Raw genomic sequence first — 16908 nt, forward strand, 5'->3', positions numbered from 1 at the left:
GAGTATTCATGGTTAAGTATGAAAATAAAGACCCGCTGATGTTAGCCAGACTATTACCGAATCAATCTGTAGCTCTGATTTTGGCGGGAGGGCGCGGTACACGGCTGAAAGATCTGACCGATAAGCGGGCTAAACCTGCGGTACATTTTGGCGGTAAATACCGCATTATCGATTTTGCCCTGTCTAATAGCCTGAATTCCGGTATCCGTCGTATCGGTGTTATTACTCAGTATCAATCCCATACTCTGGTTCAGCATATTCAACGTGGCTGGTCATTCCTCAATGAGGAGATGAACGAGTTTGTTGATTTACTGCCCGCCCAGCAACGCAGTAGTTCTGAGCAGTGGTATAGAGGCACGGCGGATGCGGTTTATCAGAATCTGGACATTATTCGCCGCTATAACGCCAAATATATTGTCATTCTGGCCGGTGATCACATTTACAAAATGGATTACTCGCGCATGTTAATTGACCATGTGGAGAAGGGGGGAGAATGTACCGTCGCTTGTATTCCGGTGCCAATTAAAGAAGCCAATGAGTTTGGGGTCATGGAAGTGGATGAGGATTATCAGATAACCGCCTTCTTTGAAAAACCACAGGATCCTCCGGCGATGCCGGGCCGTCCGGATATGGCATTGGCGAGTATGGGCATCTATATTTTCAATGCCGACTATCTGTTTAAATTATTAGAAGAAGACCGGAATACCCCGGAATCCAGCCATGATTTTGGTAAAGATTTAATACCGAAACTCACTGAGCAAAGGGTCGCTTACGCGCATCCGTTTGATCTTTCCTGTGTGACATCCAATCATGAATTGCCGCCTTATTGGCGTGATGTTGGGACGTTAGACGCCTATTGGCGCGCTAACCTTGATTTAGCTTCGGTGACCCCTGAGCTGGATATGTATGACCGCGACTGGCCAATTCGCACTCATATGGAGCCGCTGCCTCCCGCCAAATTTGTGCAAGATCGCTCTGGTAGTCATGGCATGACCATGAACTCGCTGGTGTCTGGTGGCTGCATTGTTTCAGGTTCGGTAGTGGTGCATTCAGTGCTATTCCCGAGGGTTCGGGTGAATTCGTTCTGTACTATTGATTCCTCGGTGTTGTTGCCAGATGTTCATATTGGGCGCTCATGTCGTTTACGCCGTTGCATTATTGACCGAGCCTGTCATATTCCTGAAGGGATGGTTATTGGGGAGAATGCGGATGAAGACAGCGCCCGTTTTTACCGTTCAGAGGGCGGAGTGGTGTTAGTGACCCGCGATATGCTGGCGAAATTAGCAGCAAAATAGAGCTATTTCATTTATCAGATTAGTTTTTTATACCCCAAGCCATTGGAGTGGCAGGTAGGCAGCAAGTGAACGAATCCCGATGAGCTTACACAGGTAACGGGTGAGCGAACGAAGCTAACAACCCTGCCACTTCAATTAAGCAGGGTATAATTAGGAGTGATAATGCGGGTCTTACATGTATGTTCCGAGCTGTTCCCCTTATTGAAAACCGGTGGATTGGCTGACGTTGTTGGTGCTTTACCTGCCGCCCAAATTGCTGAAGGGGCTGATGTTAGGGTCATGCTGCCCGGTTTCCCTGATTTGCGCCGCGGTATTCCTGACACCGTGTTAGTCAGGGAGATTGATACCTTTGCTGGCCGTGTCTCTTTACGTTATGGCCATTACCAGGGGATTGGTATTTATCTGATTGATGCTCCGGGCCTTTATGATCGAGCCGGTAGCCCTTATCACGACCAATCTTTGCACTCTTACGCCGATAATTATCGTCGTTTTGCACTACTGGGGTGGATGGCTTGTGAACTGGCTTGTGGGCTTGATGGTTACTGGCGTCCTGAGGTTGTACATGCCCACGATTGGCATGCTGGGCTAGCCTGTGCTTATCTTGCCGCCCGTGGCCGCCCTGCACGATCCGTATTTACCGTCCATAATTTGGCTTATCAGGGGCTGTTTTCTGGCAAGCATCTGGCCGAGTTACAACTGCCCGCCGCATTCTTTCAAATGTACGGATTAGAGTTTTATGGCCAAATTTCCTATCTGAAAGCCGGGTTGTTCTTTGCTGACCATGTCACCACGGTCAGCCCGACTTATGCCAAGGAAATTACTCAACCCGCTTTTGGCTATGGTATGGAAGGGTTACTGCAAGAACGAGCGAGCCAAGGGCGGTTGACGGGTATCCTCAATGGTGTCGATAGTGACATTTGGGACCCGCAGACTGACGCCTTGCTGCATGCCCGCTATGACGCAGAAAACCTGCAAAAGAAAGCGGTAAATAAAGTGCATCTGCAAACCACCATGGGGTTGGAGGTGACAGAGAAGAAACCTGTTTTTGCTGTTGTCAGCAGGTTAACGGCGCAAAAAGGGTTGGATTTAGTGCTAGAGGCTTTGCCAGATTTACTGAAATTGGGCGGGCAACTGGCCGTGCTGGGAGCTGGAGATGCCATTCTACAAGAGGAGTTTTTGGCAGCAGCGGCAGATTACTCCGGTCAGGTTGGGGTACAAATCGGCTATCACGAGGCATTTTCTCACCGAATTATTGCCGGTGCCGATGTGATTCTGGTACCTAGCCGTTTTGAGCCTTGTGGGCTAACACAGTTGTATGGTTTGAAATATGGCACTTTGCCACTGGTCCGGCGTACGGGCGGGTTGGCAGATACCGTGGTGGATTGCGCGCTAGAAAATCTGGCAGATGGCAGCGCCTCGGGGTTTGTGTTTGATGAATGCGATGCACAGGCATTAGTGCAGGCGATACGCCGTGCTTTTGTGCTGTGGAGCCGGCCAAAACATTGGCGCCATGTTCAGCGCCACGCGATGGGATTGGACTTTGGTTGGCAAGTAGCAGCGGCAGAATATCTGTCACTTTATCGGCGTCTTTAATTGCTGGTTGGTTAGAAATACGATGGCTTGTAACCACGAATTGGGAAAACCGCTATGACATCACCGTTCAGTTATACCTCACCCGTAGTCAGTGTGGATGCGCTGAAACACTCTATTGCTTACAAATTGATGTTTATTGTTGGCAAAGATCCTTCTATTGCGACTCAGCATGATTGGCTGAATGCGACGCTATTTGCTGTGCGTGACCGGATGGTCGAACGCTGGCTGCGCTCTAATCGCGCACAATTATCACAAGATGTCCGGCAGGTTTATTATCTGTCGATGGAATTCTTATTGGGGAGAACTCTCTCTAATGCACTGTTATCGATGGGGATTTATGAAGATATCGAGCAAGCATTGGATGAGATGGGCCTTAATCTATCTGAATTGCTACAAGAGGAAAACGACCCCGGCTTAGGCAATGGTGGGTTAGGGCGTCTGGCGGCCTGTTTCCTGGACTCACTGGCAACCTTGGCCCTGCCGGGTCGTGGCTATGGTATCCGCTACGAATATGGCATGTTCAGCCAGAAAATAGTTAATGGGCAACAGATGGAGTCGCCGGATAACTGGCTGGAATATGGCAATGCCTGGGAATTCCCTCGGCACAATACTCGTTATAAAGTGCGTTTTGGTGGGCGTATTCAGCAAGAGGGCAGTAAAACCCGCTGGCTGGAAACCGAAGAAATTCTCGCCTGTGCCTATGATCAAATCATTCCTGGTTTTGATACAGACGCGACTAATACATTGCGCTTATGGTCTGCGCAGGCCAGTAATGAAATCAATCTGGGTAAATTTAATCAGGGCGATTACTTTGCTGCGGTTGAAGATAAAAACCATTCAGAAAACGTATCGCGGGTGCTATACCCCGATGACTCGACTTACTCCGGGCGCGAATTGCGTTTACGGCAAGAGTACTTTTTAGTTTCCGCGACGGTGCAGGATATCCTCAGCCGCCATTGGACGATGCACCAGACGTTTGACAATCTGGCCGATAAGATTGCTATTCACCTGAATGATACTCACCCGGTGCTCTCTATCCCTGAAATGATGCGCTTGTTGATTGACGAGCATAAGTTTAGTTGGATGGATGCTTGGGATGTGGTGCAGCAAGTTTTCTCTTACACCAACCACACGCTAATGAGCGAAGCCCTGGAAACTTGGCCAATCGATATGATCGGCAAAATCCTACCACGGCATCTACAAATTATCTTTGATATCAATGACCATTTCCTCAAGCTGGTGCAGGAACAGTATCCAAACGAACCTGGCCTGCTGTCGCGGGTGTCGATCATTGATGAGAGTAATGGCCGGCGGGTGCGCATGGCGTGGCTCGCGGTGATTGCCAGCCATAAAGTTAACGGCGTTTCTGCCCTACACTCCGAATTGATGGTGCAGTCGTTATTTGCTGATTTTGCCCGCATCTTCCCTAACCGTTTCTGTAATAAAACCAACGGGGTAACGCCGCGGCGCTGGTTAGGGCTGGCTAACCGACCATTGGCAACGGTATTGGATGAGACTATCGGCCATAACTGGCGAACTGATTTGGACCAACTGAGTGAATTGACGAAGAATCTCGACTACCCGAGTTTCTTGCAGGCGCTGCAAAAAGCCAAGTTGGAGAATAAAAAACGGTTGGCGACCTATATTGCTGAAAAGCTAAATATTGTGGTGAACCCAGCGGCGCTATTTGATGTGCAAATCAAACGTATCCATGAGTACAAACGGCAACTGCTGAATGTGCTGCATGTCATCACCCGCTATAACCGCATTCTTGAAGCACCAGATGAAAAATGGGTGCCAAGAGTGGTAATTTTTGCCGGTAAAGCGGCTTCTGCTTATTACAATGCTAAACAAATCATTCGGCTGATCAATGATGTAGCCAAGGTGATCAACAATGATCCGCGGATTAATAATCTGCTGAAAGTGGTGTTTATCCCGAACTACAGTGTCAGTTTGGCGCAGTTGATCATTCCAGCGGCGGATCTCTCTGAACAGATCTCGCTGGCGGGTACCGAGGCTTCGGGTACCAGTAATATGAAGTTTGCACTCAATGGGGCGCTCACTATTGGTACCTTGGATGGGGCCAATGTCGAGATCCTTGAGCATGTGGGCGAGGATAATATCTTTATCTTCGGTAACACCACCGAGCAGGTCGAGGCGCTGCGGAAGAGTGGTTATAATCCACGGAAATATTACGACGACGATCCAGAATTGCATCTGGCATTGACACAGATTGCGACCGGAGCTTTCAGCCCGGAAGAGCCTAATCGTTATACCAGTCTGTTTGATTCACTGGTCAATCTGGGGGATCACTATCAATTGCTGGCTGATTATCGCAGCTATGTGGATACTCAAGAGAAAGTCGATGCGCTTTATCGCCACCCAGATGAATGGACGCGCAAAACGTTGCTCAACATTGCCAATATGGGGTATTTCTCTTCAGATCGGACCATCGAAGAGTATGCCGATGAGATTTGGCATATTAAGCCTATCCGACTGTAATTAAGATAAGTATTGAGCCAAGAAAAACCCCCTCTAAGAGGGGGTTTTTAGTTGAAGGGTAAAACGCAGTGTTATCAGGAAACCAGCGAAAGAGTTTGCTGTTTCTCTGCTTGCGCGGCTGCCAGCCACTGAGCAACACGCTGTTTTTGCGCCTCATCCAAGGTCATGCCCAGTTTGGTACGACGCCAGATTGCATCATCGAGCTCGACAACCCACTCTTTTTCGACCAAATAGCGTAATTCAGCTTCATATAAGCCATGACCGAAGTGCTCACCCAAGCTCTCAATGCTGGTGGCGTCAGCTAGAATAAGCTCGCTGTGGCTGCCATAAGTGCGGGTATAGCGACGTGCCAGTGCTTCTGGTAACCAGTTATAACGATGGCGCAACTGCACGGTATAGTTGTCACGGTTGCCACCAATATCCCCACCCGGTAGCGAGCCGGTTTTCGTCCACGCAGGGCCGACATTTGGGTAATAACCAGACAGTTTTTCCAAGGCGTGTTCCGCCAGCTTGCGATAGGTGGTCAGCTTGCCGCCAAACACTGACAGCAGTGGCGCTTTGCCGCCTTCATCAGCGACATCCAGTGTGTAGTCGCGGGTAACTGCTTGCGGTGAATCTGACTCATCATCACACAGCGGACGGACACCCGAGTATGTCCAGACAATATCGTCACGGCCCAGCTGCTTTTTAAAGTGGTCGTTATACACTTTAAGCAGATAATCAATTTCCTGGTCGTCAATTTTCACCTCTTTCGGGTCGCCGTGATATTCCACGTCGGTGGTGCCGATGATGGAATACTCATCCAACCATGGAATGACGAAGACAATGCGGTGATCTTCATTTTGTAAAATATAAGCTTGCGGCTGATTGTGAACCCGTGGGACGACAATATGACTACCTTTAATCAGACGAATGCCATACGGCGATTTCAGCTTCAGGCCGTCATCAAAGAACTGTTTGACCCATGGGCCGGTGGCATTGACCAAGCCTTTGGCCCGCCAGGTAAAGGTCTTGCCGGTATTCACATCAATGGCTTCAACCATCCACAGGCCTTGTTCACGCCAGGCGCGGGTCACTTTGGTGCGAGTACGGACTTCTCCACCGCGTTCAACCACTTCTTGCGCATTCAATACCACTAAGCGGGCATCATCTACCCAGCAGTCAGAATATTCGAAACCGCGCACCAGTTCTGGCTTCAATACTGATTCTGGCCCAAAACGCAGCCCTTTACTGGCTGGCAGGCTAGTACGTTTGCCGAGATGATCGTACAAGAATAAACCGGTACGAATCATCCACGCCGGGCGCAGATGGGGCTGATGAGGTAGGCGAAAGCGCATTGGGAAGGCGATATGCGGAGCCAGTTTCAGCAAGACTTCACGTTCAGCCAGCGCTTCACTCACCAGACGGAATTCATAATGTTCCAGATAGCGTAAGCCACCGTGGATAAGTTTAGAGCTAGCGGAAGACGTAGCACAGGCCAAGTCTTGCGCTTCCAGCAGCAGAACGGACAGGCCACGCCCTGCAGCATCCGCTGCGATGCCAGCACCGTTAATACCGCCACCGATCACGATCAAGTCTTTGGTTTCCATGCTTACTCCCTCCAGATGTTCGAAACAGCTCTTTAATGTTCGTTTTCGCTCACGATTGTAATCAAAAACCAACAAACAAGCCAAGAGTTAACCAAAAAAAAACATTCTCCCGTGATGGAGGTAACAGTTTTGTTATCAGTATGTGGGGGGAATTGGAATTGGAATTGGAATTGGAATTGAGATTAGTGAACGGTTCGGTTGTTAAAGCTTCATGGTCCACTTAATCTCCGCCGCCTCAACCGGTCAAGGGTGTGTGAGCGCACACCCTTAACAATCCCGCGCCTACGCACGTATCGCTAGCCCACTTCGTGGGTGCCCTCGATTCATCATTTCTCTGGCGGGACGGCTTTATTCGCATCCCTGCTCACGACGCCTCAACCCGCCGTCCATGGCGGGTTGCCCTGGTTACATTCTTCACTCGGCTGCTCAAATGTGCTTTTAAATATTAAGGTCAAAACCCTGGTTTTTGGATTTTGATATTGAGCGCAATCAGGAATATTGCCGACAAGGATGGAGGGTAGAGTGAGCGGGCATGGACGCCCGCGAAAAGCGCGCTTGAGCATGGATGCGAATCGCGCTGGCTCGTTAGCCCGAAAGACGCAGAAGGTTTACCCGTAGGGCAATATTTCGCGCAAGCCGCAGGTGCAGGAGGGCCGGCTTGCCCTCCTGCTCGGTTGAGGTGATGAAAGTAAGATGACCACTGAACGATTATCAACCGAAACAATAATCTGAACTTTACTAATATGAAAACTAAAGCTTCAGCAAAGTTCTAATTGAACTTCATGCTGCTCAATAATCTTCATCACACTGGCGGGTGGCAATTGATCAGTAAACAGATAGTCGATCAAATTCATATTCCCCAGATTCACCATCGCATTACGGCCAAACTTGGAATGGTCGGTTACCAGCATCACACAGCGGGAGTTTTCGATAATCGCCCGTTTGGTCCGCACTTCATGGTAATCAAACTCTAGCAGGGAGCCGTCCATGTCGATACCGCTGATACCGAGGATGCCGTAATCAAGACGGAATTGAGAAATGAAATCCAGTGTGGCTTCGCCGATAATCCCACCATCGCGGGTACGGACTTCACCACCGGCCAAAATCAGCCGGAAATCCTCTTTTGCTGTGAGCAAGGTGGCAACATTCAGATTGTTAGTGACCACTCGCAGACCCTTATGATTCATTAGGGCATGAGCGACCGCTTCTGGCGTGGTACCGATATCAATAAATAATGTCGCGCCATCGGGGATCTGGCTGGCAACGCGCTGGGCAATACGCGCTTTTTCTTCCGACCACATCACTTTACGATCGTTATAAGCCGCATTGACTGAGCTGGAAGGTAGTGCCGCCCCACCATGATGGCGGTGAATTTTGTTTTGATCTGCCAAATCATTCAAATCGCGTCGGATGGTTTGCGGGCTAACGGCAAAATGTTCCACTAGCTCTTCAGTGCTGACGTAACCCTGCTGGCGTACCAATTCAATAATCGCATCATGTCGCTGCGTTTGCTTCACGGTAATCCCCTAATGCGCCTGGTTGTTCCAGGCAGTTATTGTGCGGTTTTCGCGCTATTACGCGTATCCCAAAATGCCATCAGTAGCCCAATAATCAGACCTGAAACATGCGCTGCATTGGCAATCGACAGACCTAAAATATCGAAATATCCGGCAACCAGCCAGAGAACAGAGAAAGCCATCAAACCACGCGGCAGTGAGATACCGCGCTCGGGCGCGCGTTCGCCGGTCAGCCAGACATAGCCCATTAAGGCATAGACCACCCCAGAAAGGCCGCCGAAATTCACACCACTAAACAGTGATTGCCCCCAACCACTAAATAAGGCAGAAACAATAGTTAATACCAGCAACTTGCCGGTGCCAAGTCGTTTTTCCATCTGCCCGGCGAGATACCACCACCACATCAGATTAAACAGGATATGCAGCAGTGAAAAGTGCAATAAAGCATGGCTGACCCAACGCCAGATTTGCAGATATTGACTGCTATCGCGTGGCCACGCCAACCAAGACATCACTGCGGCATCACCGACCATTTGCATCAGAATATAGATGGCAATACACAGCACCATGACACTCAGAGTTAATGGCCCGGCCTGGCTACGAATAGTTTGGAGGTAGGAAAAGCGCTGGTAAGGCAAATTAGAGTGCAGATTGCCCGATTGCCAACTGGCCGCCTGATAGCGCGGATTGAGAGGGTCCAGTAAAAACTGCTCTAATTCGTGTTGCACCAGGGACAATTGCTCGTCGTCAGCGAGCCAAATTTCAGCTCCTTGAGTATCGGGCCGAACTTCCAGTGCCACATTACGGGTGGCCATATAGTCAACAAAAGCCTGCGCCAGACGTAGATTAGATATTGCGATTACACGAATCATATTTTATTACCGCCTATGCCCATCATCTTTCAAGTTGCAGCTGTATTGGCTGGTCTCGGTTACTCTAATCACTGACTTGCTACCTTCCCGCAACTGCAATGACTTTGGGTATAGATATTCTGAATACGACCAACGTACTTAAAAATATCATAATTTGTTTGTTCGTTGCGAATAGCTGCGCATAAACGAACAATAAAGATCAGGCATTTTCACGAATGATTTCTTGCGGATAGTTTTTGGCCCAAGCTTCAAACCCACCATCAATGCTATAAACTGCCTCAAAGCCTTGCTGGAGTAGATACTGAGCCGCACCTTTGCTGCTGTTTCCGTGATAACACATCACCATCACCGGTTGTTCAAAGTCGGTTTGCTGCATAAAGGTATGTAAACTGCTGTTGGTCAGATGGAATGCTTCTGGTGCGTGGCCTACCTCGTAACTTTGTGGATCGCGGATATCAACTAAAACGGCCTGGTTTTCTTTCAAACGGGTATGCGCTTGCTCAACGCTAATTGTTTCAAACTGCTCCATTTTTTTGCCCTAATGCAGATGAGTCATATTTATACGTCATTGTAAGCGATTTTTGGTTAATAAAAACCAACAAGTTATATAGGGTTATGTTTATCACACTCTATGTTTCTATTTTATAAATTAAGCGAGTTTACAAAAGAATTTTTAGATGTGAAGGGTAGTCTTATATGAAATAGATTCAGAGGCACTTATTATGGGTGATATAACAACCGGGTATTTTGCTAACCACAAGTTAAATATTAATGACATAAATTCCCTTCAAAATAGTCCAGAGACATTTAAACCTCAATTGACGATTAAAGAGGCTATTATAGATTTCGTAAGAAAATTATTGTTTCTTGATACAAAAAGTCATGCACTATCTGATCTGAATAGGCACCTATATGAAAATCATCTAACACATAGCCCAATGGAAATATTAACTATTTTTGATAAAATATTGCCAGCTGAGCTGAAAAGCAATATGAGTTTTTTCATTCATTACGAAAACAATGATAAGAAGATAAAAAGCCTGGAGATCGTTTGTAGCGGTAAGTTTTTAAAAATAGAACCTGAACAGTATTGGCTCACAATAGCGGATAAAGAGCTAATAAAAAGCTCAGCATTTAATATTTATGAAGTGACTGATAAAGTAAATAATGGTTATTCTACCTCTGAAAATTGTAAAGCATATAGCGAAATAACTAAAGAAGCTTTCATTAAGAATGAATTAATTAAACTTTTTGATGAGTGGTCAGTTGCTAATGAATATGATAAGAAAAGTTATAATGCTACTCTGATGACTAACCTCTACACCAGTGAGATTGAACGGTTTATTTTTCGAGTTGATGGTCATTGTCGATTAGATATATCCCTAAAAGAGGTTGGTCATCAATTAATAATGAATGCCCGTGCTGAATATGGTGCACAAATAAATGCAAGTGCTAGTAACTTCAAGATTAATAGTCACTTTACCCTTTGTCCATATTCTGAACTCACTAAAGCAATGACAAATATTGATAATAAATTAAATACTATCCTAAAAGGGGACTACCCGCATTATGATCGACAGGATCGGCGTATTTATATTGAACCAATATTAACAGAGATAAAAAAATTAAATCTATTAATTCAATGTGACAACATCATAAGAATGATGGCGGTTGAAATAACCTCAGGTGAGGGAAGTACAGCATCCACGTCTCAACATTTAAGCGATATGTTGAAGAATGCAGAGTTACTTTATCATAATGAAATTGATATTGCATTTGATCGGCAACAGGCTAGTTTGATTTCTAATGATTTAAATGAGATCAAAAGAAATATAATTACTAAAATACACGATCCTAATAATCCAGAAAAAAGAATAAAATACATTGATTTGATTGTTAATACATTGAGGGAAGAAGAAAATTATTTTGTGGGTAGGGAAGCGAAAATAGAAAGCGAAAGAATTAATAGAGAGATAAGTAATATTAATACTCTTCATAAATATTGTGAAAGGATCATTGATATGAGCGAAAATATCCTAACCTAGAGAGCCAGCTCATCATTATAGAACAGATAAAAAGCAGGGCGTATTCGCCCTGCAACTTAAACATACCCCATCATTTGTAATAATCGCTGTGCTTGCTGCACGGCTTCCTGCCGATGGGCGACCCCCAGCTTTTGATACAAATTACGGATATGCGTTTTAATGGTGGTGGCCGCCACCTCTAGCTCACCCGCGATTTGATCATTACTGTAGCCAGAGTAAATCAGCCCCAGCACCTGCCATTCGCGTTGGGTTAGCGGGCTGGTGCGGATAAGCTCTGGCACTTGTGGGTGAGTAAGCAACTTATCGACGAAGATCTCATCGAAATGGGCGAACTTGTGCCGATGATGCTGATTAATGTCTTTTAGGATGCGCTGGGCACGATGCTGTTCCAGCTCGGGCAATGCATTTAGCTGAATCAGTTGCCGCAGCTGTTGTGCCATTGCTTCACCTTCAATCACAAAGTGGCTAATAAAACCGGTGCGATTGGCTAATGACAGTGACTCAATCAGCGCTTTTTGTGCTTCACTTTTACGTTCGGTTTGCCAGTAAAGAATGTTACTTAACAATAGATTACGATTAAGGTCACTGGTTAAACGCAAGCGGCGGGCATTTTCATTCAGTTCTTCCAGCACCACTTCTGCTTCATTATATCGGCCCAACATAATCTGTATCCGGGCAATATTGCGCCACTGGCCCTGCAAAAAGTGGTTATCAGCCATGCCGGGTTTTTCTGCCTGACGTAGCCAGTTGGCTGCGGCGACTTTATCTCCGGTCATTTGCCAGTGAATAACCCGTGGTTTATCAGCATTGGTTATCCAGTCGAGATGATACTGGCTGCCGTGTTGTAGTGCCTCGCAGCGCTGAATATACATATTGGCATTATCCAGATCCCCTCGGGCCAGCGAACATTTTGCCAGCATCGCCAGACACTGTAATTGCTGCTGTGGCTGGTAGTTGACCAGAATTTCAATACCTTTACGCGCCGCTTCTTCGGCCTCATCTAGTCGCGACCACGACCATAAAATTTGAGAGCGAATACGCAGTAAGAATTCATGCATTGGCAACTGCTCAAGATGCTGTTCATGAATCAAATCAAAGGCTTTATCTTGCGTTTCATAGGCGGCTTGCAGGAACCCTTGCGCAATAAGAATCTCGCTTTGTTGCAATAACGCCCATAAAGCATAGTGATAGGCTTCGTGCCGACGGGCCATTTGCTCAGTTTGTTGCATCATCGGCAGCGCCCGGCTGAGTTCCCCTTTGCAATGGTGAACTTCCCCAGTCACCGAGGTGGCAACAATCCGGCTGTAAAAATTCGCCATCGGCAGGTACTTGAGGGCATCCGTTGCCAGCTTTTCAGCTTCATCCGGCTTACCGGCATTGATAGCGACTTGGGCGCGTAGCGCATCAAACTCTGCGCGTAAAATCTCATCGACAGGAATTTTTCGTTCCTGCATGGCTGACTCTGCGCGCTCTAGCAGTGTATTGACCTCGCCATAGCGGTGCTGGCTCTGTGCCAGCCAAGCCTGTAGCAAGGCCAGTTCAGGGTTTTGCACCAATAGCGAATAGGGCAGGGCGACCAGACATTGTTCCAATAGCGCCAACTCACTGTGATTAAATAGCGTCCAGGCATGTTGCAGTAAAATATCACGCAGCATGCCGACATCACCCGCGGCCAGTGCGTGATGGATAGCTTCAGCCGGATAACCCAGCGCCATCCAACCCTCAGCTGCCGCATGGTGTAAATCCGGCAGTTCCAGTGCCAATTCCCATTGGCAGCGCTGGCGCAGGAAAGTGGCAAATAATGGATGGAAACAGAACCATTCGCCACTGTCATCCATTCGGTGAATAAATAGCCCTTGGCGCTCTAACTCTTCCAGTCGCTGTTGACCATTATCTTCACCGGTCAGACGCACAATCAGAGCATCATTCATAGAACGCAATACTGAGCAGCGTAGTAGGAAGGCGCGGTAATCACTATCAACCTGATCCAACACTTCATCGACCAGATAATCCGACAAATGGCTGGCATTCAGTCCGGCCAGACGTTTTGCCGATTTTTGCGCCGAGGAGTTGGGCTGACGCGAGGAGAGCGCAATCAGTTGCAGGGCGGTCGCCCAGCCTTCAACTTCATCACACAGGCGGCTGCTATCCCCTTGCTCCAGTGGCACAGGCAGACGGCAGTCGAAAAATTGTTGCGCTTCCTGATGATTAAATGCCAGTTGCTGCATCCCCAACTCTAACAGTTGGTCGCGCACCCGCAGGTTAGCAATACCCAGTGGTGGCAAGGTGCGGGACAGCAAGATCAGCGTTAAATTTTCCGGCTGATGGCGCAGGAAGAAACGCATAGCTTCATGAATGGCATCATTGGTAATCAGATGAAAATCATCAATGACCAGATAAAGCGGGCCATGCCAATCGGAAAGCTCGATAAATAGTTGTGCAAACAGCGCAGAAAGGCTGGCGTATTGATGTTTTTGGCTGAGTGCTTCACTTTTACTGCAATGGCCGCCAGTGGCTAATTGTATGGCGGCAATCAGGTAGGTTGCGAAACGCTCTGGCTGATTGTCGCTTTCATCCAGAGAATACCAACCGAGATTTGATTGATCTGCGGCCCACTGAGCGATTAAGGTGGTTTTGCCGTACCCAGCCGGGCAATTTATTAATGTCAGACGATAGTTTGCGACACCTGATAACTTAACCAACAAGCGGTCGCGTATCACGGTATTTTGCAGCCGTACCGGGCGGCTCAGTTTCGATGGAATCAGCATGCTGTGTCCGGTTTAAAAGAGATCCGGTGAGAAGACGTCCTGACGATTGATATGTCCATTTGTAGTGAAATGTTACAGGCATTCATAAGAGTAATTATTTTTAGCCTCGTAATTAATCAGCACTGCTAAGGTCTGATAACGGCCATATTATTGCAATAGAGTTAATGTTTCCTATGGCTGTAAGTTGCACCGGATCACAATTTTAGCTACGCCCTGCGACTCATCCCCAGCTAATCCCCTAGCAGGATGATGCTCTTGTCAGTTCTCATTGGCAGGATAAGGGTAAAATTACCCCACTCACAGGATAGAGACTTCCCTATGTCACAGCCTATGCTTAAAAAGGACGATTTTCTGGCCGCCCTGACCCGCCAGTGGCAGCGCTTTGGCTTAACCTCCGCTCAGCAAATGACCCAACACCAATGGTGGGAAGCTGTCAGCGCAGCCTTAGCCGAACAATTGTCGGCTCAGCCAGCACCAGGTAAAGCCAAAAAAATACAGCGCCATGTTAACTACATTTCGATGGAGTTTTTAATTGGTCGTTTAACGGCAAATAACCTGATTAACCTGGGATGGTATGACCAAGTGGAGGCTCTGCTAGCTGAGCAGCAAGTTAATCTCAGTGACCTGCTGGAGCAGGAAACTGACCCGGCATTGGGCAATGGTGGCTTGGGGCGTCTTGCGGCTTGTTTCCTTGATTCAATGGCGACGGTTGAGCAGCCAGCCACCGGTTATGGCCTGAATTATCAATACGGCCTGTTCCGCCAATCTTTCAGTGAATGTAAACAGCAAGAAGCGCCAGACAACTGGCAGCGCGAGAGCTACCCGTGGTTCCGGCACAATGCTGCACTGGCTGTTGATGTCGGTTTTGGTGGCAAGCTGGAGAAACAAGCTGATGGCCGCCAGTTATGGCGTTCGGATTTTACTATTCGCGGTGAAGCTTGGGATTTACCGGTATTGGGCTTTCGCAATGGTGTCACGCAACCCCTGCGTTTATGGCAAGCCACCCATCAACATCCATTTGATTTAACTAACTTTAATGACGGTAAATTCCTGCTTGCAGAGAAAAATGGTGTTGAAGCAGAAAAGCTGACCAAAGTGTTGTATCCGAATGACAACCATCTGGCCGGTAAGCGCCTGCGCCTGATGCAGCAATATTTCCAGTGTGCTTGTTCTGTTGCCGACATCTTGCGTAAGCATCATCTGGCGGGCCGTAAGCTGGCTGAGTTGCCAGACTACGAAGTGATTCAGCTGAATGATACTCACCCAACTATCGCTATCCCTGAAATGTTGCGGGTGCTGCTGGATGAGCATCAACTGGATTGGGATGCCGCTTGGGCCATTACCAGCAAAACCTTCGCCTATACTAACCATACCCTGATGCCAGAAGCCCTTGAGTGCTGGGATGAGAGACTGGTCCGCAGCCTGTTGCCTCGCCATTTTGTCATCATCAAGCAGATCAATGCGCAGTTTAAAAAGTTGGTCGATAAGCAATGGCCGGGAAATGACGAGGTGTGGGCTAAGCTGGCAGTACACCATAACAAGCAAGTGCGCATGGCCAATCTGTGTGTGGTCAGCGGCTTTGCTGTCAACGGTGTCGCACAGCTGCACTCAGATCTGGTTATCAAAGATCTGTTCCCGGAATACTATCAATTATGGCCAAATAAATTCCACAATGTTACTAATGGTATTACCCCGCGCCGCTGGTTGAAGCAATGTAACCCCGCACTTTCTACTTTGATTGATGACACTTTAAAAGTGGAATGGGCGAATAATTTAGATGCATTAGCCGGGCTTGAGTCTTTTGCTGAAGATAAGGATTTTTGCCAACGCTATCAGCAGATTAAATATGACAACAAAGTTAAGCTCGCTGAATATGTTCAACGTGTTATGGGGATCACCATTAACCCGAATGCCATCTTTGATGTGCAGATTAAGCGGTTGCATGAATATAAGCGTCAGCATTTGAATCTGTTGCATATTCTTTCGCTGTATCGCCAGATTCGTGACAATCCGCAGCTGGATATTGCACCGCGCGTATTCCTGTTTGGTGCGAAAGCAGCGCCGGGTTACTATTTAGCCAAGAACATTATTTATGCTATTAATCAGGCGGCTGAGAAGATCAATAACGATCCGATCGTGAAAGATCGTCTAAAGGTGGTCTTTATCCCTGACTACCGGGTTTCAGTCGCAGAATTAATGATCCCAGCGGCCGATGTGTCCGAGCAGATTTCGACCGCCGGTAAAGAAGCCTCTGGTACTGGTAACATGAAATTAGCACTGAATGGCGCATTGACGGTGGGTACCTTAGACGGTGCTAACGTAGAAATTGCTGAGCAGGTGGGGGACGAGAATATCTTTATTTTCGGCAACACGGTTGAGCAAGTAAAAGCTATTCTGGCGAAAGGTTATAAGCCACAAAAATACCTGAAAACTGATGCACACCTGAAAAGTATTCTGGATGAGTTAGCCAGTGGGGCGTTCAGCGATGGTGATAAACATGCCTTTGACATGATGTTGCATAGCTTGCTGGAAGGGGGTGACCCTTATCTGGTACTGGCTGATTTTGCTTCATATTGTCAGGCGCAGAAACAAATCGATGCCCTGTATCGCGATAAAGACGAATGGACCCGCCGTACCATTCTTAACACTGCACGGGTAGGAATGTTCAGTTCTGACCGTTCAATTCGTGATTACCAACAGCGAATCTGGCAAGCCAAACGTTAAGGA

10 protein-coding genes are annotated in these 16908 nt (G+C 47.5%); 5 read left to right on the forward strand and 5 right to left on the reverse strand.

The window, feature by feature from the left end; translation table 11 throughout:
• Positions 1–8 precede the first annotated feature (8 nt).
• The 3 genes from glgC to glgP all read left to right on the forward strand — a co-directional run bounded on the left by glgC (position 9) and on the right by glgP (position 5390).
• On the forward strand, positions 9–1295 hold the full coding sequence (glgC, locus tag FTA96_RS03045; protein ID WP_050146049.1) for a glucose-1-phosphate adenylyltransferase: 1287 nt from the start codon (positions 9–11) through the stop codon (positions 1293–1295).
• Positions 1296–1457: 162 nt separating this feature from the next.
• Positions 1458–2888 carry a glycogen synthase GlgA gene (gene glgA, locus FTA96_RS03050; RefSeq protein ID WP_050123713.1) on the forward strand — a complete coding sequence of 477 codons (1431 nt, stop codon included), beginning with the start codon at positions 1458–1460 and terminating at the stop codon, positions 2886–2888.
• A 54-nt stretch (positions 2889–2942) separates the two neighbouring features.
• The gene (glgP, locus tag FTA96_RS03055) at positions 2943–5390 is read left to right on the forward strand and encodes a glycogen phosphorylase (protein ID WP_050110647.1); all 2448 of its coding nucleotides are present in this window, start codon (positions 2943–2945) and stop codon (positions 5388–5390) included.
• A 74-nt stretch (positions 5391–5464) separates the two neighbouring features.
• On the opposite strand, the gene glpD is transcribed toward glgP, so the two are convergent.
• The 4 genes from glpD to glpE form a co-directional block, all read right to left on the reverse strand.
• Positions 5465–6979, reverse strand: coding sequence for a glycerol-3-phosphate dehydrogenase (gene glpD / locus FTA96_RS03060; protein ID WP_050135307.1), 1515 nt, complete (start codon positions 6977–6979; stop codon positions 5465–5467).
• A 758-nt stretch (positions 6980–7737) separates the two neighbouring features.
• A complete protein-coding gene (locus FTA96_RS03070; RefSeq protein WP_050099532.1) occupies positions 7738–8496 on the reverse strand; it encodes a DeoR/GlpR family transcriptional regulator in 759 nt (252 codons plus the stop codon).
• Positions 8497–8531: 35 nt separating this feature from the next.
• Positions 8532–9368, reverse strand: a complete 837-nt coding sequence (gene glpG / locus FTA96_RS03075; protein ID WP_050111090.1) for a rhomboid family intramembrane serine protease GlpG — start codon at positions 9366–9368, stop codon at positions 8532–8534.
• A 199-nt stretch (positions 9369–9567) separates the two neighbouring features.
• Positions 9568–9897: a thiosulfate sulfurtransferase GlpE gene (gene glpE / locus FTA96_RS03080; protein ID WP_134957007.1), complete on the reverse strand. Its 330-nt coding sequence runs from the start codon at positions 9895–9897 to the stop codon at positions 9568–9570.
• Between the two features lie 193 nt (positions 9898–10090).
• Between glpE and FTA96_RS03085 the strand changes: the two genes are divergently transcribed.
• Positions 10091–11413, forward strand: a complete 1323-nt coding sequence (locus tag FTA96_RS03085) for a hypothetical protein (protein WP_145573153.1) — start codon at positions 10091–10093, stop codon at positions 11411–11413.
• A 56-nt stretch (positions 11414–11469) separates the two neighbouring features.
• On the opposite strand, the gene malT is transcribed toward FTA96_RS03085, so the two are convergent.
• A complete protein-coding gene (gene malT / locus FTA96_RS03090) occupies positions 11470–14181 on the reverse strand; it encodes an HTH-type transcriptional regulator MalT (RefSeq protein WP_050111086.1) in 2712 nt (903 codons plus the stop codon).
• A 318-nt stretch (positions 14182–14499) separates the two neighbouring features.
• On the opposite strand from malT, the gene malP reads away from it, so the two are divergent.
• On the forward strand, positions 14500–16905 hold the full coding sequence (malP, locus tag FTA96_RS03095; protein ID WP_145573154.1) for a maltodextrin phosphorylase: 2406 nt from the start codon (positions 14500–14502) through the stop codon (positions 16903–16905).
• The last annotated feature ends 3 nt before the right edge of the window (positions 16906–16908 follow it).

Origin of the sequence: Yersinia alsatica (assembly GCF_902170305.1) — a bacterium.
GTDB lineage: Bacteria > Pseudomonadota > Gammaproteobacteria > Enterobacterales > Enterobacteriaceae > Yersinia > Yersinia alsatica.

Excerpts from the sequence above, each read along its gene's own strand:
- glgP (WP_050110647.1), top strand. The coding sequence starts at position 2,943 with ATGACATCACCGTTCAGTTATACCTCACCCGTAGTCAGTGTGGATGCG.
- malP (WP_145573154.1), top strand. The coding sequence starts at position 14,500 with ATGTCACAGCCTATGCTTAAAAAGGACGATTTTCTGGCCGCCCTGACC.
- malT (WP_050111086.1), bottom strand. The coding sequence starts at position 14,181 with ATGCTGATTCCATCGAAACTGAGCCGCCCGGTACGGCTGCAAAATACC.
- glpD (WP_050135307.1), bottom strand. The coding sequence starts at position 6,979 with ATGGAAACCAAAGACTTGATCGTGATCGGTGGCGGTATTAACGGTGCT.
- glpE (WP_134957007.1), bottom strand. The coding sequence starts at position 9,897 with ATGGAGCAGTTTGAAACAATTAGCGTTGAGCAAGCGCATACCCGTTTG.
- glgA (WP_050123713.1), top strand. The coding sequence starts at position 1,458 with ATGCGGGTCTTACATGTATGTTCCGAGCTGTTCCCCTTATTGAAAACC.
- glpG (WP_050111090.1), bottom strand. The coding sequence starts at position 9,368 with ATGATTCGTGTAATCGCAATATCTAATCTACGTCTGGCGCAGGCTTTT.
- FTA96_RS03085 (WP_145573153.1), top strand. The coding sequence starts at position 10,091 with ATGGGTGATATAACAACCGGGTATTTTGCTAACCACAAGTTAAATATT.
- glgC (WP_050146049.1), top strand. The coding sequence starts at position 9 with ATGGTTAAGTATGAAAATAAAGACCCGCTGATGTTAGCCAGACTATTA.